The 23,837-nt window shown below is 39.9% G+C and carries 19 protein-coding genes and 1 tRNA gene; 7 read left to right on the top strand and 13 right to left on the bottom strand.

Features of this window, described 5'->3' with window-relative positions:
- The first annotated feature begins 8 nt into the window (after window positions 1-8).
- The gene (gene clpB, locus N5852_RS02915; protein WP_262098927.1) at window positions 9-2,609 is read left to right on the top strand and encodes an ATP-dependent chaperone ClpB; all 2,601 of its coding nucleotides are present in this window, start codon (window positions 9-11) and stop codon (window positions 2,607-2,609) included.
- Between the two features lie 94 nt (window positions 2,610-2,703).
- Here clpB and N5852_RS02910 read toward each other — a convergent pair whose 3' ends face one another.
- Window positions 2,704-3,534 carry a hypothetical protein gene (locus tag N5852_RS02910; RefSeq protein ID WP_262098926.1) on the bottom strand — a complete coding sequence of 277 codons (831 nt, stop codon included), beginning with the start codon at window positions 3,532-3,534 and terminating at the stop codon, window positions 2,704-2,706.
- A gap of 194 nt (window positions 3,535-3,728) precedes the next feature.
- Entirely contained in the window at window positions 3,729-5,036 is a 1,308-nt protein-coding gene (locus tag N5852_RS02905; protein WP_262098924.1) for an MFS transporter, read from the bottom strand.
- Between the two features lie 227 nt (window positions 5,037-5,263).
- Between N5852_RS02905 and N5852_RS02900 the strand changes: the two genes are divergently transcribed.
- On the top strand, window positions 5,264-5,476 hold the full coding sequence (locus tag N5852_RS02900) for a heavy-metal-associated domain-containing protein (protein WP_262098923.1): 213 nt from the start codon (window positions 5,264-5,266) through the stop codon (window positions 5,474-5,476).
- Between the two features lie 154 nt (window positions 5,477-5,630).
- On the opposite strand, the gene N5852_RS02895 is transcribed toward N5852_RS02900, so the two are convergent.
- The 3 genes from N5852_RS02895 to N5852_RS02885 form a co-directional block, all read right to left on the bottom strand.
- Window positions 5,631-6,608: an ABC transporter permease gene (locus N5852_RS02895; protein WP_262098921.1), complete on the bottom strand. Its 978-nt coding sequence runs from the start codon at window positions 6,606-6,608 to the stop codon at window positions 5,631-5,633.
- Window positions 6,609-6,656: 48 nt separating this feature from the next.
- A complete protein-coding gene (locus tag N5852_RS02890) occupies window positions 6,657-8,171 on the bottom strand; it encodes a sugar ABC transporter ATP-binding protein (protein ID WP_262098920.1) in 1,515 nt (504 codons plus the stop codon).
- Between the two features lie 244 nt (window positions 8,172-8,415).
- On the bottom strand, window positions 8,416-9,348 hold the full coding sequence (locus tag N5852_RS02885) for a sugar ABC transporter substrate-binding protein (protein ID WP_262098918.1): 933 nt from the start codon (window positions 9,346-9,348) through the stop codon (window positions 8,416-8,418).
- 290 nt (window positions 9,349-9,638) lie between these two features.
- On the opposite strand from N5852_RS02885, the gene N5852_RS02880 reads away from it, so the two are divergent.
- On the top strand, window positions 9,639-10,637 hold the full coding sequence (locus N5852_RS02880; protein ID WP_262098916.1) for a nucleoside hydrolase: 999 nt from the start codon (window positions 9,639-9,641) through the stop codon (window positions 10,635-10,637).
- 205 nt (window positions 10,638-10,842) lie between these two features.
- Here the strand turns inward: N5852_RS02880 and N5852_RS02875 are convergent.
- The 3 genes from N5852_RS02875 to N5852_RS02865 form a co-directional block, all read right to left on the bottom strand.
- Window positions 10,843-10,918: transfer RNA gene (locus N5852_RS02875), tRNA-Phe, on the bottom strand.
- A gap of 203 nt (window positions 10,919-11,121) precedes the next feature.
- Window positions 11,122-12,123, bottom strand: coding sequence for a sensor histidine kinase (locus N5852_RS02870; protein WP_262098915.1), 1,002 nt, complete (start codon window positions 12,121-12,123; stop codon window positions 11,122-11,124).
- Between the two features lie 271 nt (window positions 12,124-12,394).
- Window positions 12,395-13,186, bottom strand: a complete 792-nt coding sequence (locus N5852_RS02865) for a response regulator (protein WP_262098914.1) — start codon at window positions 13,184-13,186, stop codon at window positions 12,395-12,397.
- A 237-nt stretch (window positions 13,187-13,423) separates the two neighbouring features.
- On the opposite strand from N5852_RS02865, the gene N5852_RS02860 reads away from it, so the two are divergent.
- Both N5852_RS02860 and N5852_RS02855 read left to right on the top strand, forming a co-directional pair.
- The gene (locus N5852_RS02860; protein ID WP_262098913.1) at window positions 13,424-13,630 is read left to right on the top strand and encodes a NepR family anti-sigma factor; all 207 of its coding nucleotides are present in this window, start codon (window positions 13,424-13,426) and stop codon (window positions 13,628-13,630) included.
- Window positions 13,599-14,186: an RNA polymerase sigma factor gene (locus tag N5852_RS02855; RefSeq protein WP_410004226.1), complete on the top strand. Its 588-nt coding sequence runs from the start codon at window positions 13,599-13,601 to the stop codon at window positions 14,184-14,186. The genes N5852_RS02860 and N5852_RS02855 overlap by 32 nt, the downstream gene beginning before the upstream one ends.
- A gap of 256 nt (window positions 14,187-14,442) precedes the next feature.
- Here N5852_RS02855 and yacG read toward each other — a convergent pair whose 3' ends face one another.
- Together yacG and N5852_RS02845 are read right to left on the bottom strand one after the other, a co-directional pair.
- Complete coding sequence (gene yacG, locus N5852_RS02850; protein WP_262098910.1) at window positions 14,443-14,643, bottom strand: DNA gyrase inhibitor YacG; 201 nt, start codon at window positions 14,641-14,643, stop codon at window positions 14,443-14,445.
- A gap of 251 nt (window positions 14,644-14,894) precedes the next feature.
- Window positions 14,895-15,908 carry an HWE histidine kinase domain-containing protein gene (locus N5852_RS02845; RefSeq protein ID WP_262098908.1) on the bottom strand — a complete coding sequence of 338 codons (1,014 nt, stop codon included), beginning with the start codon at window positions 15,906-15,908 and terminating at the stop codon, window positions 14,895-14,897.
- A gap of 458 nt (window positions 15,909-16,366) precedes the next feature.
- Here N5852_RS02845 and N5852_RS02840 point away from each other — a divergent pair, with 458 nt between their 5' ends.
- Both N5852_RS02840 and N5852_RS02835 read left to right on the top strand, forming a co-directional pair.
- On the top strand, window positions 16,367-17,341 hold the full coding sequence (locus N5852_RS02840; RefSeq protein WP_262098906.1) for a PAS domain-containing protein: 975 nt from the start codon (window positions 16,367-16,369) through the stop codon (window positions 17,339-17,341).
- 411 nt (window positions 17,342-17,752) lie between these two features.
- Window positions 17,753-18,724, top strand: a complete 972-nt coding sequence (locus N5852_RS02835; protein WP_262098904.1) for a PAS domain-containing protein — start codon at window positions 17,753-17,755, stop codon at window positions 18,722-18,724.
- A 209-nt stretch (window positions 18,725-18,933) separates the two neighbouring features.
- Here the strand turns inward: N5852_RS02835 and N5852_RS02830 are convergent, their stop codons facing one another.
- The 3 genes from N5852_RS02830 to N5852_RS02820 form a co-directional block, all read right to left on the bottom strand.
- Window positions 18,934-19,965 (bottom strand): aspartate-semialdehyde dehydrogenase, encoded by a 1,032-nt coding sequence (locus N5852_RS02830; RefSeq protein WP_262098902.1) that lies wholly within the window; start codon window positions 19,963-19,965, stop codon window positions 18,934-18,936.
- Between the two features lie 399 nt (window positions 19,966-20,364).
- Window positions 20,365-21,981: a bifunctional phosphoribosylaminoimidazolecarboxamide formyltransferase/IMP cyclohydrolase gene (purH, locus tag N5852_RS02825; protein WP_262098901.1), complete on the bottom strand. Its 1,617-nt coding sequence runs from the start codon at window positions 21,979-21,981 to the stop codon at window positions 20,365-20,367.
- Between the two features lie 426 nt (window positions 21,982-22,407).
- Window positions 22,408-22,656, bottom strand: a complete 249-nt coding sequence (locus N5852_RS02820) for a hypothetical protein (RefSeq protein ID WP_262098900.1) — start codon at window positions 22,654-22,656, stop codon at window positions 22,408-22,410.
- Window positions 22,657-23,837: the final 1,181 nt, after the last annotated feature.

Raw genomic sequence — 23,837 nt, 5'->3', positions numbered from 1 at the left:
AAAATAAAATGAATTTGGAAAAATATACAGAACGAGTTCGCGGTTTTATTCAAGCCGCTCAAAATGCCGCACTTTCTGCTGATAATCAGCAGTTTTTGCCAGAGCATCTTCTCAAAGTGTTGATTGATGATAATGAAGGTTTTTGCGCCTCACTGATTGAAAAGGCTGGCGGCAATCTTTCTGCAATAAAAACAGCACTTGATGCAGCGCTTAGTGCCATACCCAAAATTACCGGCGGCAATGGCCAGCTTTATCTTGCCCAACCATTGGCAAAAGTTTTCACCACAGCTGAAGAGCTGGCTGACAAGGCTGGAGATAGTTTTGTAACCGTGGAGCGTTTATTGCAAGCACTTGCCATGGAAAAAACTGCCAAAACCCATGAGATTATTGCCAAAGGCGGTGTAACGCCTAATGCTCTTAATAAGGTAATTAATGATATGAGAAAAGGCCGCACAGCCGATTCTGCCTCTGCAGAAAACCAATATGATGCTTTGAAAAAATATGCGCGTGATCTTACTGAAGATGCACGTAATGGCAAGCTTGACCCTGTTATTGGTCGCGATGAGGAAATTCGCCGTACAATTCAGGTCTTGTCCCGCCGCACTAAAAATAACCCTGTATTGATTGGTGAGCCGGGCGTTGGTAAAACCGCAGTTGTTGAAGGTTTGGCTTTACGTATCATTAATGAAGATGTTCCTGAATCCTTGCGCGATAAGTCTTTGCTTGCCCTTGATCTTGGTGCTATGATTGCTGGTGCGAAATATCGCGGTGAGTTTGAAGAGCGTTTAAAAGGCGTGTTGTCAGAAGTGCAAGCTGCTGCTGGGCAAGTCATTTTATTTATTGATGAAATGCACACCCTTGTTGGCGCTGGTAAAACTGATGGTGCGATGGATGCGTCCAACCTTTTAAAGCCAGCCCTTGCACGCGGTGAATTACACTGTGTTGGTGCAACAACTTTGGAAGAATATCGCAAATATGTGGAAAAGGATGCAGCGCTTGCTCGCCGCTTCCAGCCAATCTTTGTTGATGAGCCAACGGTAGAAGACACGATCTCAATTTTACGCGGCATTAAGGAAAAATACGAACAACACCATAAGGTGCGTGTCTCGGATTCGGCTCTTGTTGCTGCGGCAACCTTGTCAAACCGTTACATAACCGACCGCTTCTTGCCTGATAAAGCAATTGACCTTGTTGACGAGGCAGCATCTCGGCTAAGAATGCAGGTTGACTCAAAACCAGAAGAACTTGACGAGATTGACCGCCGCGTTATGCAGCTCAAAATCGAACGAGAAGCGCTTAAGGTTGAAAAAGACACCGCATCGCGTGATCGTTTAGAGCGACTTGAAAATGATCTTGTTGAGCTTGAGGAATTATCTAATGAGATCACAGCAAAATGGCAGGCAGAAAAGCAAAAGCTTGGCCATGCAGCCGACCTCAAGCGTCAGCTTGATGAAGCACGCAATGCTTTGGCTATTGCCCAGCGCAATGGCGAATTTCAAAAAGCTGGTGAACTTGCTTACGGCACAATACCAGAGCTTGAAAAGCAATTGCATGATGCTGAAAGCCAAGAGGGCCGCACCTCAATGGTTGAAGAAACTGTGACATCAGAACATGTGGCACAAGTGGTTTCGCGCTGGACAGGTATTCCGGTCGATTCCATGTTAGAGGGCGAGCGCGAACGCTTGCTTCGTATGGAAGATGAAATTGGTAAGCGTGTTGTTGGTCAAGGTGAGGCCGTGCAAGCTGTATCGCGTGCGGTTCGCCGCGCTCGCGCTGGTTTGCAAGATCCTAATCGGCCAATTGGTTCGTTTATTTTCTTGGGGCCAACAGGCGTTGGTAAAACTGAGCTTACCAAAGCATTAGCCTCATTCCTCTTTCAAGATGAAACAGCAATGGTGCGTCTTGATATGTCGGAATATATGGAAAAGCATTCCGTATCGCGCCTAATTGGTGCGCCTCCTGGCTATGTCGGCTATGAAGAAGGTGGTGCATTAACCGAGGCTGTGCGTCGTCGTCCCTATCAAGTTGTTCTTTTCGATGAAATTGAAAAGGCTCACCCTGATGTCTTTAATGTGTTGTTGCAAGTATTAGATGATGGACGGTTAACTGATGGACAAGGGCGCACTGTAGATTTTCGCAATACCCTAATCATCATGACGTCCAACCTTGGGGCAGAATATTTGACCCAGCTTGGTGATGATGAAGAGGCAGAAAAAGCTCGTGAACAGGTAATGAGTGTCGTGCGTTCTGCATTCCGCCCAGAATTTTTGAACCGTGTCGATGAAGTTATTCTTTTCCATCGCTTGCATCGTTCAGAAATGGGGGCAATTGTAAATATCCAGTTGCAAAGATTGCAGTCCTTGCTTGATGACCGCAAGATCACTTTGGATGTTGATGATGATGCTCGTGAATGGCTTGCTGAAAAAGGTTATGACCCAGTTTATGGTGCGCGCCCCCTTAAACGCGTCATCCAGCGCGAAGTGCAAGATCCCTTGTCTGAGCGCATTTTGATGGGCGATGTCTTGGACGGCTCCAATGTTCATATATTGCGCGGCTCAGATAGGCTTAATTTTAAGCCTAGCCCCGTTTTTGCTGAAAAAGCCGAATAAAACAAAAAACCGCCTCGAAAGAGGCGGTTTTTTATTTAATTTTTAAAGATAATCATGAATTCAATTAATAGGAAATCCATACAAATTTATCTCATTAATGGGAAATCCATTCTGGGATAAAATATACTGTCCCATTAAAAGGTACCGTTGTTTGCCCTGTACTCGTAGTGATGGGTACTTCTACGCAATTTTCATTTCCCAGCTTGGCAATTTTATCATTAATATCAGTATTTATTTCAAGGGCTCGAAAACCATTAGAATAGCTACCAAGGCTAATTTTACGCTTTAACACCATTTGATAGCTATAGCATTGGTCATTTTGCTTAACATGGGTAACGGTTCTATCCATTACCAATTTGGTCAATTCTGAATCATCAGGGCTTGCAACATTGCCAAGCCCAGCCTTGAACTCATTTTCGCGCTCTATTAACAAATAAAGATCGCGCCGTGCTTCTTTAAGATCTGGTGTTGTTCTTTCAAAATTCATCTGGACGGCCGTTGCACGCTGATCAGGACTTAGCTGATAAAGCGTATCGTCAATTGCAACACTGGATAATTTAGCATCCCCCTCAATGATTGCATCTTTTTGAATAAGCTGCTTGGTTACTTTACCGGTTTTGGTACCAGCTAAGATAAAGGCAATGTCATATCGGCAATTTTTTTCGCACTTTTCATGCCCTTGTGAGGGACGCAGCAAAGTAATATAAGTCATGTCAATATGGTTTGGTGATGGACGACACGATGCAAAGGCCAAATTATCAAACTTTAACGCCTTGGCAACATCTTGCACAAAAGGCAAATTGCGATCTTGCCCATTATTCTGGCAAACCAAACCATCGGCTTTTGCAAGCTCTATACCACTTAACCCCATAACGCATAGAGGAAGCAATGCAGCAAAGGCTGCTTTTATACCATTTTTAATCATTTAAAATGCCGCTTCTTAAAAGAAAGACTCAATCAAAATTGACGAATAGAACGGATATTATAAAGAGATGAAAGTAAATAAATAGATTATATCATGTTCACTTTCAGTTGAGGCCGTGGCAAAGATTGCATAGCGATTTTAACACATTTTCTTTTGCAAAATCGCTATATTGAAAAGCAATCAACAATAGCTGTCTATTTTGGCTTTTCTTCAACACCAATGTCAAATTGGCGTGCTTCACCACGGCATAATAAATAAATTCCAAGCCCACTGGCTAACATGCCGATGGCGAGCAAATACCAAACATGGCCCATTGGCGTTAAGCTATTGATGAGAGAGATAACGACCGGTATTGTACCGCCTAAAATTGCGTAGGACATGTTGTAAGAAAAGGCAAGGCCGGTGAAACGAACCGCAGCTGGAAAAGCCTTGACCATGACATAAGCAACTGCACCAACATAGCCAGCAAAAAAACCTAAAAAGGCTGATAATACAAAGAGTGAAAGGGTTGAAGTGCCAGCATAATTATAAAAGACATAGGCTGTAATGGCAAAGCAGATACCGCCACCTAAGAAAAAGCGTCCACTGCCAATACGATCACATAAAATCCCAGCAATAGGTGTTGCAATGATTAAAAATAATGATGTGACACAATTAGCGGCAAGCGCGGTATTACCGGAATAACCATAGGGTGGATTTTCCATAAAATTAGGTGTCATCAATGTTGAAATAACAATGGTTGCCGATAAGGCCCATGTAAGCAATACGGCAATTAAAACACTTTCACCATGGCTTTTAAGAACGATTTTTAGCGGCACTTCCTTGGTGAGGCTCCGTGCTTTTTGCATTTGCTTGAAAATTGGGGTTTCATCCAGCCATTGTCGCAACCAAACTGCTAAAAGGCCAAATATACCACCAAGGATAAATGCACCACGCCAACCATAATCCATTATAAACTGCGGGGAAAACAGATGGTTAACCAGTGTTGCAACCAATGAACCAAGTAAAATACCCAAGGAAAGACCAGAAGTGAGAAAACCTGTTGCAAAGCCTACATAGCGAGATGGCACATGTTCCGATACAAAAGTCCAAGCACCAGGAATTTCACCACCAATGGCAATGCCTTGTAAAATTCGAAAGAGTGCAAGTAAGATAGGTGCAGCAACGCCGATAGATGCATAAGATGGCACAAGTGCCATACAAAGCGTAGAAAATGCCATTAACAAAATTGAAAAAGTAAAGACCTTTTTACGCCCAAACTTGTCACCAAGATGAGCCATAATAATGCCGCCGATCGGGCGGGCTAAATAGCCTGAGGCAAAAATGCTATAAGTTTGTAAAGTGGCTAACCATGGGGCAGTTTCTGGATTAAAGAATACTGCGCTGATTATTTTGGTAAAAAAGACAAAAATGATAAAGTCGTAAAACTCAAGAGCACCTCCCAAAGAGGATAATCCCAAAGTTTTCATATCTGAACGCGTTAATATTCGCGGCTCGCTCATTTTGCCTCTCCTAAAGTTGGATATGTAATTGTAATAACTTCATCCTTTTCAATGTGAGAGCATTTAAAAAGGTGATTGGTAATAAGCCTATTTATCAATCGAGTGCAATGCACTTTTTATTAATAAATAGAGTTTTCATTTTTTGCCCTTGACCTTGCCGCGTTGGAAGGTGGCATATAAGTTTATACAGTAGCAAAACGCTAAAAATAACAAAAAAGGAAATTTAAATGAGTACTAATGAAAAAATTGTATTTCGTGTCGCTGATATGACCTGCGGGCATTGTGTTAAGTCGGTAACCTCTGCAATTATAGAGGCTATACCAAATGCAACAGTTAACGCGGATGTTGCAACCCATCTTGTAACGGTGATGGGAACACAAGATGCTGATAAAGTAAAGCAGGCAATTATTGATGCAGATTATACACCTGAAGCGGCTTAGTTAAGGATTTTATTAAGCTTAAACAGATATTTGAACATGTTTATTTATTGTTGAAATGCCAATATGTAACACGACTTCGCTTTAAGCCATTTCCAGCAAAAAGTGATAATTTTTTGCTGGAAATGTTTTTAAATGTTGCGTCCTTAATGTGGTTTTAGCGTGCAAGCCGTTCGCGATATTTATCAAGCACAACAGCAAGGATAATCACAAGACCGGTAATCATTTGGCGTATAAAATCGCCAAGGCCAAGAAGCACCAAACCATTAGCAAGCACACTGATAATAATAGCACCAACCAGCGTCCCAAAAACTGAACCGCGCCCACCATTCAAACTTGTGCCGCCAATAATAACTGCTGCAATAGCGTTCAATTCATAACCAGTACCACCATTAGGGCTTGCTATACTCAAGCGGGCAATATAAATAATTGCGCCAATACCAACTATGCCACCAGCTATTGTAAAAGCTGCAACCTTATACCAAAAAACTGGATGGCCTGCTAAACGCACAGCTTCTTCATTATTGCCAATCGCATAAAGCAAACGGCCAAAAACCGTTTTGGTGAGAATAAACCAAGCAACAAGCACGAGAATAAGCGCAACAATAAACGTTAATGGAATACTAAAATAATAAAAACTTATGGCCGCTTCGCCAAAATTAATTAATTCTGGTGGGAAAGAATAAATTGGCTGTGCATGGGTAAATTGCAAAGCTGCGCCGCGTGCAACATTGAACATGCCAAGAGTAACAATAAAGGATGGTATGCCCCAATAGGCTGATATTAAACCATTGGCCATACCGCAAGCAATGCCCACCAAGATAGAAACGACGGTTGCCAACAAAACAGCAGAAACAACGTCAAGGCCGGATAAATTCATCACCGTACCACCAACAACGGCGCACAGAGCCAAAATAGACCCGACAGATAAATCAATACCACCGATTAAAATAACAAAGGTCATACCAGTTGCCAAAATAAGATTAATGGTCACTTGGGTAAGAATATTGGTTATATTGGCCGGTGCCAAAAAATTTTCGGCTGTAATAGCAAAAACAAGAATTAATACAAGGAGCGCCAACGCAATTCCCGCATCGCGTAATATGGATTTCATTTTTTGTGATTCATTTGCCATGATATGTCCTTGTAAAAATTCGTCTTTTTTATTATCGTTGAAAATATTTTATGCAGCCTGATGATAGGCCAGTTGCAAAATACGCTCTTGCGAATATTCATCGCGCTGCAATTCACCAATAATTTGATGATGCGCCATAACCAAAATGCGATCACATAATTCAATAAGTTCGCGCATTTCTGATGATACCACCAATAGGCCTTTATCCTTTGCTGCAAAATCGCGCATTAGGGCATAAATTTCGGCCTTAGCCCCAACATCAACGCCGCGCGTTGGTTCATCAAGTAAAAGCACTGATGGATTTATTGCCATCCATTTTGCTAGAACGACTTTTTGCTGATTGCCACCTGATAGTGTCGACACTGGATCATTCAGTTTACCATATTTAATTGCTAATTCCCGACCATATTTTAACGAAATTTCGGTCTCTTTCTGCTTTTGCACAATACCAGCTTTTGATATGTCTTTAGTGTCAGCTAGGGTTATATTGGTAGCAATTGGCATGGGAAGAATTAATCCTTCATGACGGCGATCTTCACTAACAAGCGCAATGCCATCACGAATGGCGGCACCGGGCGTTGCATAGAGCTTAGACTTACCATTTAATGCAACACGCCCCGATAGCGCTTTATCAGCGCCGGCAATTGCTCGTAAAAATTCAGTTCGTCCAGCTCCCACTAAGCCGGCGATGCCAACAATTTCTCCCTTGTGTACGGTTATTGATATACCTTCACTATAGGGGCTTGCTGCCGGTCTTAGTTTTTCAACCCGCATCAAGACATCCTTATGCACAATAGCTTCTTTGGCTAATGGTGTTGCCTCAATCTTACGGTCAATCATTGCTTGGATAAGACTGTCAATTGTAACATCTGAAATAGAATGGGTGGCGACAGTGCGGCCATTGCGCATAATAGTAACTTCATCACAATGGTTGATAATTTCGTCAAGATGGTGCGAAACAAGTAAAATCGCAACGCCTTCTGCCGCCAATTGATGCACCAATTTAAATAAACGGTCGGATTCAACTGATGTTAGGGTTGCTGTTGGCTCATCAAGAATTAAAATGCGGCTTTCACTTTTCAAGGCCCGCGCAATCTCAATTAGTTGCTGCTGGGCAATACCAAGATCTTCGATTGTTTCCGATGGGGATAAATGATCAAGTCCAACCAAATCAAGCGCTGCACGCGTTTCCCGTTCCATCTTTTTTTTCTGGATAACACCAAACCAATTGGCGGGCAGATGCTCAAAACATACATTATCTGCGACAGATAAAAACGGCAAAAGGTTTAATTCCTGATGAACAACCTGTACGCCCTTCTTTTTGGCGTCGCCCGGAGAATGAGGAGTATATGGATTACTATCCAGTAGCATGGTTCCTTGGTCGGTTTTTTCAATGCCACAGATAATTTTAATCAAGGTTGATTTACCAGCACCATTTTCACCAATAAGGCCATGGACCGCGCCTTTTTTTAAAGCAAGATCAACACCAGCAAGTGCAGTGACGCCGCCAAAATGCTTAACAATATTTTGAAGTTGTAGCAAAGTTTGATTTTTTAATGCCATTGGAGCCCGCAAACTATTGCCCAATCATCGGGCAAATAATGAAATGAAAAGCTGTCGTTAAGGGTCAAAACAAGATCTAATCTAGCAGAAGAGGTCTTGTAAGCTTTTCCAACATTCGAAGGATTAATATCAAAGATATCTTAGCAAAATGATCATATTTCATTTATCAAATGCTTTAATAGCTTTCATATTTTATTGAAAAAGGCGCCTAGCATGGCAAATTTGCCATGCTAGGATAGGATTATTATTCCACATTGTCTTTGGTAATAAGAGCAACACGGGTCTTGATCCAACCTTTTAAAGGTTCGCCGCCATCAATAACTTTAAGAGCAGCGTCAATGGCATCAGCAGCTTGGCTTGAGCCAAATTGGTCAATACTTGCTAAAACTTTGCCATCCTTGATTAAAGGACGAATAGCAGGAACATTGTCAAAGCTTACAACTTTAATATCATTGCGCTTGGCTGCATCCAATGCGCGAACAACACCTAATGCCATTGAGTCATTGGCTGCCATAACACCTTGAATATCAGGATTAGCGGTTAAAATATTAGTGAAAACAGTATTGGCTTCTTCTGTTTCCCAATGAGCGGTTTGAGAGGTTACCAGTTGAAGTTCACCCTCTTTAATCGCATCATTAAAGCCTAAGCGGCGTTGTTCGGCATTGTCGACACCTGGAATACCTTCAATGATAACAACCTTGCCGCCTTTACCAACATGTTTTGCTAAAACTTCACCTGAAATGCGAGCGCCTTCACGATTATCTGGGCCCATATAAGGAATTTCAACCTTATTTGCTTTTAAGGTGGCTTCATCAAGCTGCACGTCAATATTAATGACTGTCACACCTGCATTGATAGCGCGTTTTAGAGGCTGAATTAATGCACGAGAATCAGCTGGCGCAATAACAATGGCTTTGACACCTTGGGTCACAAAATTATCAACCGCGTTAATCTGGCTTTCAATATCGGTTTCCGACTGCATGCCAAAGCTTTTAAGCTCGTAAGTGCCTAGCTTCTTATTGTGGGCTTCAGCGCCATCTAGCATGTCTTTAAAAAATTCATTGGCTAAAGATTTCATAATCAAGCCAACAACTGGCTTGTTTTGTTCTGCTGCCATTGACGGGGCAGTAAGGCCAAGAGCAAGAGCTGCTGTCATTAACAATGTTTTGAATTTCATTATAATCTCCTCAAATTATGGTTTTTAATTTATAATAAATGAGACACAATGAAAACCCAAATGGTGTCATCAAGGTATCATTGGTCAATAAATTACTTTATTATACTGTTTTGCAAATGGTATTAAAAGGATTTTTCTATTGTTATCCCAGATTGTTTATAACAATTGGATTGCAAAACGTGGAGGATAAGATGATGCAATATTTACAGAAGAAACTACTTTTTATAGTTTTTCTTATTTTTTCATTAGCATGCATTTCTTTCAACGCAAATGCGGCAATGAAAGTGATTATGGATACTGATTTTAGCATTGACGGCGATGATGGGCAAACGCTCATTATGGCAGCACAACTTCATAAGCAAAAGAAAATTGAATTGCTTGGCGTGACAGTAGTGACTGGTAATAACTGGTTGCAACAAGAAGTTGTTGATGCATTGAAGGCTGTAGAACGCTTAGGGATCGAAGATGAGGTTGGTGTTTATGCCGGTGCACTTTACCCGCTTGTTCACGACCCAAAAAGTTTTGACAGCGAACGAAAATTATTCGGTTTTGGAGAATCTTATTTAACTGCTTTTCATAGGCCTGAACCTAAGAAAGAAGATCTCATTGCGCCTTTAGGCAGCTTTGCAACCAAAGCCAAGCTGCGAGATGAAAATGCAGTCGATTATATAATTGATACGATTAAAAAAAATCCCCATGAAGTTTCAATCCTAGTCATTGGTCCCGCAACGAACCTTGCCTTAGCTGTACGTAAAAATCCTGAAATTGTGCCTCTTATCAAGCAAATTGTTTATATGGGCGGTGCGTTTGATGTGCATGGCAACACAACTCCTGCAGCTGAAATGAATATTTGGGTAGATCCCGAGGCGGCACGTATTATAATGCGTGAGGCTATTCCACAAGTGATTATCCCTCTTGATGCAACCAATTTAACTCAACTTGATAAAGCAACTTTTGAAAAAATCACCGCTGAAGGTGCGCCCAATGCTGCGCTTTTTAAAGACAGTTGGATTGCAAAAGCATTTGCAAAAAATCCTCATGCCAATGTCAATGTATTTGATACTTTGGCGCTTGCTTATATGCTTGATCCCACACTTGCGATAAAGACCGATGAAGTATTTGTCGATGTTGATATTGCTTTTGGGCCGGGATATGGCCGAACCTATGGCTATTGGCAAAAACAGCCAACAGATTTATTGCAAAAGATAAAGGTTGTAAAACAAATGGATAGTGAGCGTTTTTTAAAGCTCTATGGAGATTTAATGACTCTGCCTGTTCCAGTTCAATAGCTTTAACAATAAGGCGGGGTCAATCCCGCCTTTTATCTTCAATAAACCCTTTTATCTTCAATAAACAATGCTTGGCAAAGAGATTAAAATAAGTGGGTGAATGCTTCATTTTGAACCAAACCCATATTGCTTTTAATTGCCAAAACAAATTGCTACTAAGCTGGATAATTAGGCTAAAAATAAATTTCAAGGGAAAGATCAAAAGTGGTGCCCAGACGCGGATTCGAACCACGGACACGCGGATTTTCAATCCGCTGCTCTACCAACTGAGCTATCTGGGCAACTGCTTCAATATACTGAAGTGGTTTGCGTTATAGCATTAAATTTCGTTCTGTCTATAGGCAATTGTAACTTTTTTAAAGTTTTTCCAAAAAAAATTCCAATACAATTATTGTTTGTTGCAATAAATTTAAAAAAACGATTAAAAAACATATTGTTATTTTGAATTGTAGTGTTAGGCAAAATAAGCTGCAAAACGAAAAAACTATAAATCATAATTGGCTGCTGGTACATTCAATAAATAGTTTACCATGCCATCGTCGATTACATATTGGGCGACACCGTCCACCGATGCTGGAACGATTCTTTCAAGTACCGTTGACCCAAAGCGGGCATTACCTTCATTCTTATTGTCATGACAGTTAAAAACTTCATTCCATGTTATTTGGATAAACTGACTATTATCCTCATTATTTTTTACAACACAGTCGATTTTGACAATACCGCAATCACTTGCAAGCGCGCCATATGAAGACGAATTGATAATAAGCTCATGAAAAGCAAGCCCTATATGCAAAGCAGCACTCGGAAAAAGATAGGGATTTTCACCATGAATGATAAAGCGTCCGTTAGAATGATCAGTATAACCTGTAGCTTGCGAGCTAATAAGATCCTTTAACAAGGCACCACGCCAATTTGAATCGGTAACGAGGTCTTGGGAATGGGAAAGGGATTGGATACGCCCTTGATATTTTTTTAAAAAATCAGCAACGGAATCACTAAACCTAGCCGTTTGAGATGCAATGCTTTGCATGATTGCTAATAAATTCTTAGAACGGTGACTAACTTCACGCAATAGTATTTTTAAAACCTGTTCACGTTGCCTTAGTTCTGAAACATTAATGCCAGTGGTTATTAAGCCGATAATTTCATTTTTTTCGTTGCGGTGACAATCGATTGAGAACTTAAGCCATGAAGGTTTAGCGCCGTGGCCTATTTTTACCTCTACAGTATCGCCAATACCGTTTTCGAGCACAGATTTTTTAGCTTTAACCATGAGGGAACTTGTTTCAGCATCAAATAAATCCCCGTCAAGGCAATGGGGCTTCCATAATGTCTCTAACTGCGGAGGTAAGTTTTTCGCCCATTGAAAAATTAAATCGGGAGTTTGGTAAAAAACACAAATATCTGCATTGTGGATCGCTTGAATAAGGCCATCAATTTGTTCTTGATCAGTATTTGTTGTTTTTAGGACCTCTATGGCCATGCTGCTCGCCTATATTTTTGTACAAACCTACATCTTCGTGTATGTTCGATAAGCTTCATATTATGCTAAATTAAAGTATTGATAATATTATCCAACGTTAATAGCTCTCTGTTGAAGCTTATTTTGAAAAATCAAAATTAATCTATACCCTTTTTGGTTTATTTAAAAGGGTATAGCTATTCTTTTACATTTCTATTGCTTGGTTAAAACCCAAAATAAAGTAAGATGTTCTTTATTTTATCAAAAGGGCTTTTAAAAAATTAAGCAATCACTACCCATTATGGGCGTTTTCCTGAAAAAACAAAGCTTGGCTTATAAGTGCCTTAACCATGTCAGGATTGAATGGCTTGGTTACAAGAAATGTTGGCTCAGGGCGTAGGCCCGTCAATAGTCGCTCTGGAAAAGCGGTTATAAAAATAACTGGCAAGGCTTTATCGGCGAGGATATCGTTCACGGCATCTATTCCTGAACTTCCGTCAGCAAGCTGAATATCAGCAAGCACCATGCCGGGCTTTGATTCGTTAAATAACTTGACTGCTTCGTCACGGGTGCGGGCAATACCGACAACATTGTGGCCTAAGCCTTCAACCAATTGCTCAATATCCATGGCGATAAGGGGTTCGTCCTCAATTATGAGAATGGTTGTTGCCACCTGCTCAGAAATATCTTTTGATGCTTCACCTAAAAGATCAAGAAATTTGCTTTCGCTAACGCCTAAAACTTCACTGGCTTCCTTTTCGTTAAAACCTTCAACCGCAACCAGCAAAAATGCTTGCCGAGCGCGCGGTGTAAGGTAGGATAATTTGGCATCAGGATGGGCAAATTTATCAATTTGCGGCATTGGCTCAGGAATATTTGATGATGTTTGGTCAAAAAGCCCACAAAACAAATGATAGACACTAATACGATCATTAGATGATTTTGGAAAAATCGATATATCTGCTATCAATGCGCCAAGCATTGAAGCAACATAAGCATCCCCTGACTGCTGGGAACCTGTAACTGCGCGTGCAAAGCGTCTTAAATAGGGAAGATGCGGTGCAATCCGTGTGGAAAGGGACATGCCATTTAGCTCCTTTTGGCCCTAAAAAATACAACTTTAGGGGTACAATGCCTAACTAGGAAAAAAGTTCCATACATTTGGAACTTTTTTTATTTTTACACGTTCAACCATAGATGATAAAGAACATATATCACTTATTATCTATAGGTGGTAAAGAACATATACCACTTATCATCTTTTGATGGTAAAGAACATACATCACTTATATTTGTGGTTAAAGTTAAAAGGTTAGAAAAAATGCAAAATAAAGAAGACAAAGGTGAAAATCGGGGTCAGCCTGTGTCTGATGAGTTATTTGGTTCTAACAGCCAAATCGCAAATCAGTTGCGTGCCTTTTATACTTCGATTCAAGAGGAAGAGATTCCAGATCGGTTTTTGGATCTTCTCGAACAGCTTGACGAAATAGAAATGAATGGGCAAGCGAAAGGCTTTAAGGGGGAATAAAGTGACTAGTGAAGCAAATGATTTTCGACGAAATATGTTGGCAACTTTGCCGCAATTGCGGGCATTTGCCGTATCATTAACCGGCGCCTATGATCGGGCTGACGATCTTGTGCAAGACACCATTATGAAAGCATGGGGCAAGCAAGATAGTTTTGAGGCAGGCACAAATATAAAGGCTTGGCTTTTTACTATTTTGCGTAATGAATTTTTTAGCAAAATGCGCAAGCGTGGGCGTGAAGTTCAAGACCCAGATAATGTCTTTACCGATAATATGGCTGTGCATCCTTCACAATATGGTGCTTTAGATTTACAAGATTTCAAAAAAGCTTTGGAACAATTGCCAGCCGATCAGCGTGAAGCAATTATTCTTATTGGTGCTTCAGGATTCTCTTATGAAGAAGCGGCTGAGATTAGCGGTTGTGCGGTTGGTACAGTAAAAAGCCGCGTTAGTCGCGCCCGTATTCGATTACAAGAGCTTTTAGGTGTTGATGGTGAATCTGATTATGGGCCAGATGCTGATTCTGCTGGTGCAACCATGCGCTCATTTAGTGTATAAAATTTGATAAGCCATGCGGGGGCTTATCAATAAATAAATTTTCTTACATATTTGGTAAGTAAATCGGTTCAATCAATAATACTTATTTTTCCTAAAATAATTGAATTATATATTTAGTAATATTTAATTTGCGCAATTCATTACTTTTCTTAATCGCCAACCAATTGATTTTAAAGAAAAAAATCATTCGATATATTGATTGACGAAGTTAATAATTAAAGCTTTCACAAAATCTCAACACAAAGAAAAGCAAAAATCAATTTTCATTCTCATCATTTATTGGTTTACCAGGTAAGACATAACGACCTGATAGCCAACGGTTAAGGTCCATTGATCTACAGCCTGAAGAGCAAAATGGATAAGTGCTGCGGCTGGACTGTTTTCCACATTCTGGGCAGGGTACAGGCGGACGTAATGGCGTTACATTGTCGCTTGAGGTCTTATTTTTATCGGTCATTCTTATCTACTTGTCGTGATTTGCAGCTTTGCTAATTAACAAAAAGCCTTTTAAAAGCCTTATAGCCCTAGTTCAAGCCAATTTAGTGGCGATGGCACAAAATTTGCCTTAATTATCAAGTTTAAAATAATATTCGAACACAGCTCTGCATTACTTAAAGGCAATGGATATCTTATTTGTTTTTTTGGCGATAAATTTGGACGCATATTCCTGTTTAGTACTTATTCCTTTTGAGTACTGCGCATAAATTTCTAGTCATCCAAATAAAGTTTGATGAAACAGCTAAATCCATCAGCTTTATAATCAGTGGATATTTTATTGCGTACATCAATGCCAAGACTGCGTTGTATAAGTTTTGAGCCGAAGCCGTTTTTCCCTTTTTTAACCGGCTTAACAAAATTGTCTTCCTGTTTTATATTATTATTTGTAAATTTTTCTTCCCATAAAATGTCAATTGCACCATCTTCTTGTAGTTGCCAATGAATTGATAATATGCCGTCGGGCACCGATAATGCTCCATATTTCAATGCATTGGTTGCCAACTCATGCAAGGTGAGACTTAACGGTAAACAATAGCGTTTTGGCAAATTTACAGAAGGGCCGTCGATTGAGATATTGGGAAAAGTTTCAAGGGTTGTCGCAATAGAATCTTTGATAATGTTGCGTAGATCAAGTTTAAATATACTTTCACCAGCAATGGCATTTTGAGCTGAATTTAATATTTCAAGCCGTTTGGTAATTTTTTGTCGGGCACTGCCAACATCATCACTTGTTTTTAGGGTTTGTAATACAATTGCTTTGGCAACGGAAATAATGTTCTTGATACGATGAATTGATTCGCCATTTAACAGCTTTACTTCTTCTTCATATTCACGCCGTTTTGTGACATCTACCCCTTGCACGTAGATCCCAATCATTTCACCGCTGGCGGATCGTAATGGTTGATGAATCATGTCCACATAGCGGGTAACTGGGTGATCACTACCTGGGGGTTGCACCAAAATTGGTATGTCATTACCAATATATGGCTCGCCGGTTTCCCAAACTCTATCAAGCTTTTCGCGCACTGCATCTCGTGCAAATTCGGGGACAATTTCATCAACTGTATGGCCGATAAGATCAGTTTGCCAAACAAGCTCTTCTAGGGCTTTGTTGGTTATATATATCTCATGTTGCCGGTGAAGATACACAATAACAAAGCCTGGAGCCTGTGCGATAAGCTCCCTTAAAAAATTGATGTCGGAAATAACTTTTTCCTTTACCATCGCAAATGCCCAACCCCATTAACATTTCAAAAGACAGAATCAATTTTAAATATAAAAAATCACGATAGCATCATTTAGACTGAGGGAATAATACTTAAACATTTAACAGCTTTTCGCTTTCATTTATCGCATCTGACTGAACAAAAGTTTGAATCAAAATTGTCAAAACTACTCTGCAAGATATTTTACCAATTAGCGTATCATTAAACTTCAATCAAAAATAAATTTTTAGAAAAATTAACCTAGCAAACCTTTCAATCGTCTTTAACTGCCATAACTAACGAATTTAAGTGTGGCATTGTAATATTTTTCAAAGCTAGGAAATAAAAAAGGCTTATATTTGACTGTTATCAAACCAAAGAAATGTCTCTAATTTATTGATTTTTCTATTTTTCAATATTCAATTTCATTTTGCCGCATCTTTAAGACTAGATTTTAAATTTATGAGGTAATGTTGAGTGTATGCAATAGAAATTTCGTCGGAGCTCAATTTTTTAAGGCAAGTCGTCGCGCAGGCTCCAGGTTTTGTTACTGTATTTTTGGGCCGTGAATATCGCTATGCTTTTATGAATAAAGGCATGGAGGTGATGCTGCGCGGACGTAATGTTATTGGCCGAACCGTTTTTGAAACCTTGCCTCCTGACTTGTGTCATGAAATTACAAAGCGACTTGACCGCGTTTGGCAAACCGGAAAACCATTCATGGCTAAATCTTTAGCTTATCGAACTTACGATAAGAACAAGAACGATATTATTGTGCGTTATGGTGACTTTTTACATCAACCGATTAAAAACCATGATGGCAAAATGGTAGGCGTCTATGTGCAAGGGATTGACGTTACCGATCGAAAAATTGCGCAAGAAAATTTGGCCTTTTTAAAACATCAGTCTATAAGCCTTGTGCGTGATATTATAACCATGATCGAAAACTCGGTTAACCATGCATTAGAAACAGCCGATAATCTGGATAGCGCTTATAACGACGTGCAACGTCGCTTTGATTTATTGGCAGAGTTACAGGCAAGTTTTTTAAGCGATACGAATGATAATAGAAGTCTATACAACATTATCCGAAACGCTATATCGCTGATAATGCCTAATGCGCAAGCTATAGAAATTAGTGGGCAGCCAATGGAACTTGACCGCAATTACCAATCTGCCTTGGTGTTGTTGGTGCAAGACATGGCACGCAATGCTATTAAGAACGGCGTACCCCCTGAAAAAATCCATATAAGTTGGAAGCGAAACGGCCCAAATAGGTTAAATATAGCTTGGCAAGAAAAAGCAATCGAAATGGAAAAGTGCCAATTATCAAGCCTTGATGGCAGTGTTGTAAAAAGACTAATGACGCTGAACCAAAAGAATAGGATAAAATCGTCAAGACGTCCGCAAAATATTGAATATGTACTTGACCTATGTCTTGAAAATGCATGAGCATAGGGAAATATTATCATCTTACTCTTTAGCTGTAGAAATGAATAGAATGGTCATTTACTTAAGATGATCATTTGTGGCTTGCGCGTTTAGGGCATGTTAATTCAGTTTTTAATTGTCGTTTTCATAAAAGCAATCGCTTAAAGTTAAAATCTAGCCCACATATTTGATCTATAAAATTTGCTTTGCTTTCCATAAAAGTCACACAAGCGCGCAACCAATTATCAGCTTTATGCGTTGTTATCATATCGATCATGACTTACTGTGGAATGAGCTTATATTTTAAGTGCTCTATTTATATTCTAATTAATCAATTAGATGAATTCCCTTCAAAAGTCACACCTATTTTCCTGCATTGCTCGGCAATTTTTCGCTTGGCTTAAGATGCGTTGTTTGAATTGGATATTTATTTTGACTAACGTTAAAAAACTTCCAGAATTGGCATTTTTACAGGATTTGCTCGCGCAAGCCCCTGGGTTTGTAATGATTTTTTTAGGAGAAGATTACCGGTTCGCTTTTACGAATAAGGAAGTAGAAGTGATGCTTGGTGGCATGGATGTAATCGGTTTAAGCATTAAAGAACTTGCACCTGAGCCATTACGAAAAGATATAGTCGGGCGTTTAGATTCCGTCTGGAAAACTGGAAAACCATTTATGGCGCGAGAGTTGCCTTATCGTGCTTTTATCAATAACGGCCCTGACTTTAAAATTCGCTACGCGGATTTTTTGCATCATCCTATTCGCGACAAGGAAGGCGAGATTATTGGCATTTATGTGCAGGGAACAGATGTAACAGAACGTAAGCATTTTCATGAAAATCTTAGCATATTGAAACAACAATCGGTAAGCGTGGTTCGTGATATAATCAAAATGATTGAGCGTTCAGTCGATGAGGTATTGAGCCGTGAAAGTGATACAGTAAGCGCTGAAAATGAATTACAACGCCGCTTTGATCTCTTGGTGGAAGTTCAAGCATCTTTTATTGATATGCAGGGCTTATCGAAAGATATTGAGGACATTATTAAGAATGCATTATCATTAATGGTAGCTGATATCAGCGCCATTTCAATTGAAGGCGATCGTGTTGCTTTGAGCGCGCTTTACCAACCTCCCTTGATACTTTTAATACAAGGGCTCATTCATGATGCGATTAACAATAATGTTAAACTTGAAAATATAAGCATATATTGGTGCGTTTTGGATGGCAATATGTTGAATATTGTTTGGCGAGAACAAAGACTCAATTCACTCGATAATTATGACGGCGATATTGACAATAACCTTATTTATCGCCTGATTAATATTAATCCTAACAATAATCTTTCCACACTTCAGGAAGATGGGGTTTTAGAATATAATATTGATATATGTCTTGATGTTTGAGGCAAGCATTTTAGAAAAAGTGCGTAGCGGTTTTTCGTTAAGAAATGCGCAGACAAAAAATTTTTGAAAAAGTGTGAAGCGGTTTGTAGTCAAGCAATTGAGGCTTAGCTGCTGGATAATAACCAATAAGACTTAATGATGAGATGTCGTTAAGCACCTATAAAAATCCCCAAAATGGGTTTGCCATTTTGGGGATAAATTATTATAATTTATGCAGCTGATCTAGGTGTCAATAGCCCCTTGGCAACGAGAAGTTCTGCAATTTGTACTGCGTTTAGAGCAGCGCCCTTGCGCAAATTATCAGCAACCACCCAGAAAGATAAGCCGTTTTCAACGGTGATATCTTCGCGGATACGGCTAACAAAAGTATCATCTTCGCCTGCAGCTTCATGGGGTGTGACATAACCACCATCTTCGTGCTTATCAACTACCTGAACACCTGGAGCGTCACGCAATAATTCGCGGGCTTCTTCAGCGCTAATTGGCTTGTCAAATTCAACATTAACCGCTTCACCATGGCCAATAAAGACAGGAACACGCACAGCTGTTGCGGTCATCTTGATCTTTGGATCGAGCATCTTTTTGGTTTCGGCCACCATTTTCCATTCTTCTTTGGTGTAGCCATCTTCCATAAAGACATCAATATGAGGAATAACATTGAAAGCAATGCGCTTGGTAAACTTTTTAACCGAGATTGGATCGCCAACAAAAACGCCGCGTGCTTGTTCAAAAAGTTCGTCCATACCTTCCTTACCTGCACCTGATACAGATTGATAGGTGGATACAACAACGCGCTTGATGGTCGCTGCGTCATGCAAAGGCTTCAACACGACTAAAAGCTGTGCAGTTGAGCAATTTGGATTGGCAATAATATTGCGCTTTTTAAAATCATTAATCGCATCAGGATTAACTTCAGGCACAATCAAAGGCACATCAGAATTATAACGCCATGCCGATGAATTGTCGATAACGACACAGCCCTGTGCGGCAATCTTAGGTGACCATTCTTTTGAAATAGTACCACCAGCAGACATAAGGCAAATATCAGTATCTGAAAAATCATAATTATCAAGGGCGCGAACTTTAAGTGTTCTGTCACCATAGGAAACTTCTGTTCCTAAACTGCGTCTTGAAGCGAGAGGAATAATTTCATCTGCAGGAAAGCCGCGTTCTTCTAAGATGTTAAGCATTTCACGGCCAACATTGCCTGTCGCGCCTACAATTGCAACCTTATAACCCATTTTGTCACTCCTGTCCCTCTCCGCTTTTCACGAGAACCCGGCGGCCACACCAGGCTTTCTCCCCGGGCCTTTACCCGGGAGAGGGGCGAGTTGGCCAAGGGACATTAAACCGTTTTGGTTGTCGTTTTCTTGAGGCCAGATTTTAGAGTTGACGAGCGCGCAGCAAGGCTTACACCAAAATGGTGTGTAAATTGAGCCAAATTTTCTGATAACTGACGCATTTTCGAAAACTCCTATGGGATTTGTTTTTAGCGTTTTTTTGCCATAAGTCAATTATCTATTCTGTTTCACTCAAAAAATATTGGTGTGGAATAAATAAAAGTCAAATCCTATGCCTCCATTATAAAAGCAAAATCCGCCCAATGGCATATTGAGCGGATTTTAATATTATAGGTAAAATTAATGGCGGAAATGACGCATACCAGTAAACACCATGGCAACATCATGTTCATTAGCCGCGGCAATTACCTCATCATCGCGGATAGAGCCACCAGGTTGAATAACTGCGGTGGCACCTGCCTCAATCGCGGATAATAAACCGTCAGCAAATGGGAAAAATGCGTCTGATGCAACAACAGAGCCTTTGGTTTGCGGCTCGCTTAAGCCTTGGGCATTGGCGGCATCAACGGCTTTTTGTGCGGCAATACGGGCGCTATCCACACGGCTCATTTGGCCAGCACCTATGCCAACGGTCGCACTATTTTTAGCATAAACAATGGCGTTTGATTTTACATGTTTTGCAACGCGGAAAGCAAATTTCATGTCATTTAATTCGCGCTCAGTTGGTTGGCGCTCAGTTACCACTTGTAAATCACAGGCATCAACAATGCCATTATCGCGGCTTTGCACTAAAAGGCCACCCGCGACACTGCGATAGGTAATGCCTGCAGCTTTAGGGTCAGGTAAGCCACCGGCAATGAGCAAACGCAAGTTTTTCTTGGCGGCGATGATTTCGCGAGCTGCAGGGGTTGCGTCTGGCGCAATGATAACTTCGGTGAAGATTTTTACGATTTCTTCTGCAGCCTCTTCATCAAGAATGCTATTTAATGCAACAATGCCACCAAAGGCTGAAACAGGATCACAAGATAGGGCTTGTAAATAAGCGTCCTTTAAACTTGTGCCTTGGGCTACACCGCAAGGATTAGCGTGCTTGATAATTGCAACCGCGGCTTGCTTTTCTGGCGAAAATTCGGCAACTAATTCAAAGGCTGCATCGGTATCATTGATGTTATTATAAGAAAGCTGTTTGCCCTGCACAACTTGCGCCGTTGCAACACCAAAACGCTTTTCACCATTAACATAAAAGCCAGCTTGTTGATGTGGGTTTTCCCCATAGCGCATGACAGTGTGCAATTTACCAGCTGTTGCGCGCCATGTTGGTGTATCAATTTCTAATGTTTTTGCAAACCAATTGGAAATAGCAGCATCATAGGACGCAGTGCGAGCAAAAGCGCGAGCCGCTAGTTTGCGGCGAAACTCAAGGTTAAGGCTGCCCTCATATTTATCAAGATTAGCAAGAACTTGGTCATAATCATCAGGATCGGTGACAATGGCGGTATAGGCATGGTTTTTAGCCGATGCTCTAATCATCGCAGGGCCGCCAATGTCGATATTTTCAACAATGGTGTCATTATCAGCGTCAGAGGCGACAACTTCTTCAAATGGGTAAAGATTAACAACGACAAGATCAATGCCAACAATGCCATGATCTTGCATAGCTTTGGCATGTTCTGGGTCGTCACGCACGGCTAATAATGCGCCATGAACCGATGGATGCAAGGTCTTTACACGGCCATCCATAATTTCAGGAAAGCCCGTAATTTCCGACACATCGCGGACTTTCAAACCCGCGTCACTAATTGCTTTGGCTGTGCCGCCTGTTGAAATAAGTTCAACACCGTGGGCCGCAAGCTTAGTTGCAAAATCAATCAAACCGCGTTTATCAGAAACAGAAAGCAAAGCGCGGCGCACCCGATGCAAATCAGGAGCGGGAACATGTTTAGAAATGACAGCCATGAGAATTACCCTATTAAAAAGGAGGGAAAGAATGGCTATGCAATAGCATAGACCAGCAAAAATTCCTATAGCAAGGGGATGATTTAGCTCATGCAATTTTGTGGTTTTACAGGTATTTTTATCGTGCTCATCTGTCTAGATCAACAAAAACATATAATCTGTACCTACTTGATAAATATCAGAAAAACCTAAAATTGCATTACTTCAATTTTACTGCCATTTTTATCGATAAGATACGTGGTAACAGCATCAAATCCATCAGTCTAAAATTTGCCAACCTCATCCGCGCGCGATTAATGGTTTTAACCACATTTTCGTCTTCAACTATTTCGTGCTAAGATTTTATGTCACGCATAATTTTTCACAAAATAGAACAGGGGAAAGTCGGCCATTCATTATCAAAACTGGTCTTTCTCAAAACAGTTCTTAACATAATTCATGATTTTTTAAATATGCTTCAATACCAACTTGTACATTATCTTTTATAAAATATTTTCCATCTGTTGATTTTATCATATCGCATACTTTTTTATAATTCTTAGTATACATATTCATGACTAAATATTGAACCCAAAATTCTCCATTATCATATAATTTAATAATGTTATCGATATTATTATATTTTTCATACATTAAATAAGCCTGATCTTTGATATGCTTAACGTATCTATCCATATCTATTCCATCATAAATATAATCTTCGCTTGTAAAAAAAAGTGGGCAAACTCCTGTCCCGAACAAATGCCTGCTTATAGGAAGTTTGACGTCATTTTTTTGACTACGATTGATGGAATATAGGCTAAAATAATAAGCCAAATTATTTAAATCAATATTATAATATTCCAAATGGGTATAAACATTTAATTCTTCAGTTTGAACTCTTGGTGTAGCACTAATGATTGCTGTATTTTCAAATTTAATATAAGCAATTCCACTGTTTTTTTCCAGCCATCAGACAATAAATTAGTCTGAACTTCATCTGCAATAGTTCTAAGATTTTTTATGATTTTTTTGGAATTTATTGTCATAATATAATTCAACCCACTTTAAGGTATAAAAGATGGTATTATAGCGCCTTGCTATCTTAATATTAATCAATCTGCCATGCCCACAGGGTAGTAACGATTGGTACTAAAATCACTATAAGCAACAGACATCATAATCAAGTTTGCTGCCGCTTCAATACGCTAACAACCAAAATAACAGTTTAAATTTATTATATTTATACTGTTATGTACCCCTAGCATTTTTAAACTACTCTTTAAGATATTTGCTTAGATGCATCAAAGCTGTAAAATTTAAGTCTTCGCGTGGCCGCCAAAGATCTGTCATTGTCTGCAATTACTGCAAAGATACGTTCCACCGAGCCAACGAAAGAAGCAGTTATAAAGTGCTTTATATTGGACTTAGCCAATTGCGAGTAGCATTAAATGACCTTAAATTGAAATCACCTTTAGTAACTTCATTTGTTGGAACGGTTCGTTTAAACACCCTATAAATGCTTTAGGAACAATAAAAAATAGGCTATATTTAGCCCTCTCCTTTTTAGCCTATACGCGCAACAGTTGCGTGACAAGCGTTAAAGCACTGATGAGGCACTATAGGCATGGCGGCTATCGGGGGGGCTGTTTTTCTGTCTCCTGTTCGAGGACAAAAAGCTATCCCCTCTAAATGAGTCGCCAGCTCAATAAGATACAGCATTACCTATCGATACCCATTGGTAAATTTTAGTAAAATATCGCGTGATATATTTGTTGTATCTATAAACTTTACCAGTATTGGCGAATAAAATATATTTACCGACAAAAAATGCTAATAATTAGTGCATAAAATCATGAATAAAAGCTGATACTTGA

The organism is Bartonella sp. HY328, assembly GCF_025449335.1.
Lineage (GTDB): Bacteria > Pseudomonadota > Alphaproteobacteria > Rhizobiales > Rhizobiaceae > HY038.
This window is presented reverse-complemented; position numbering and strand designations above follow the sequence as displayed.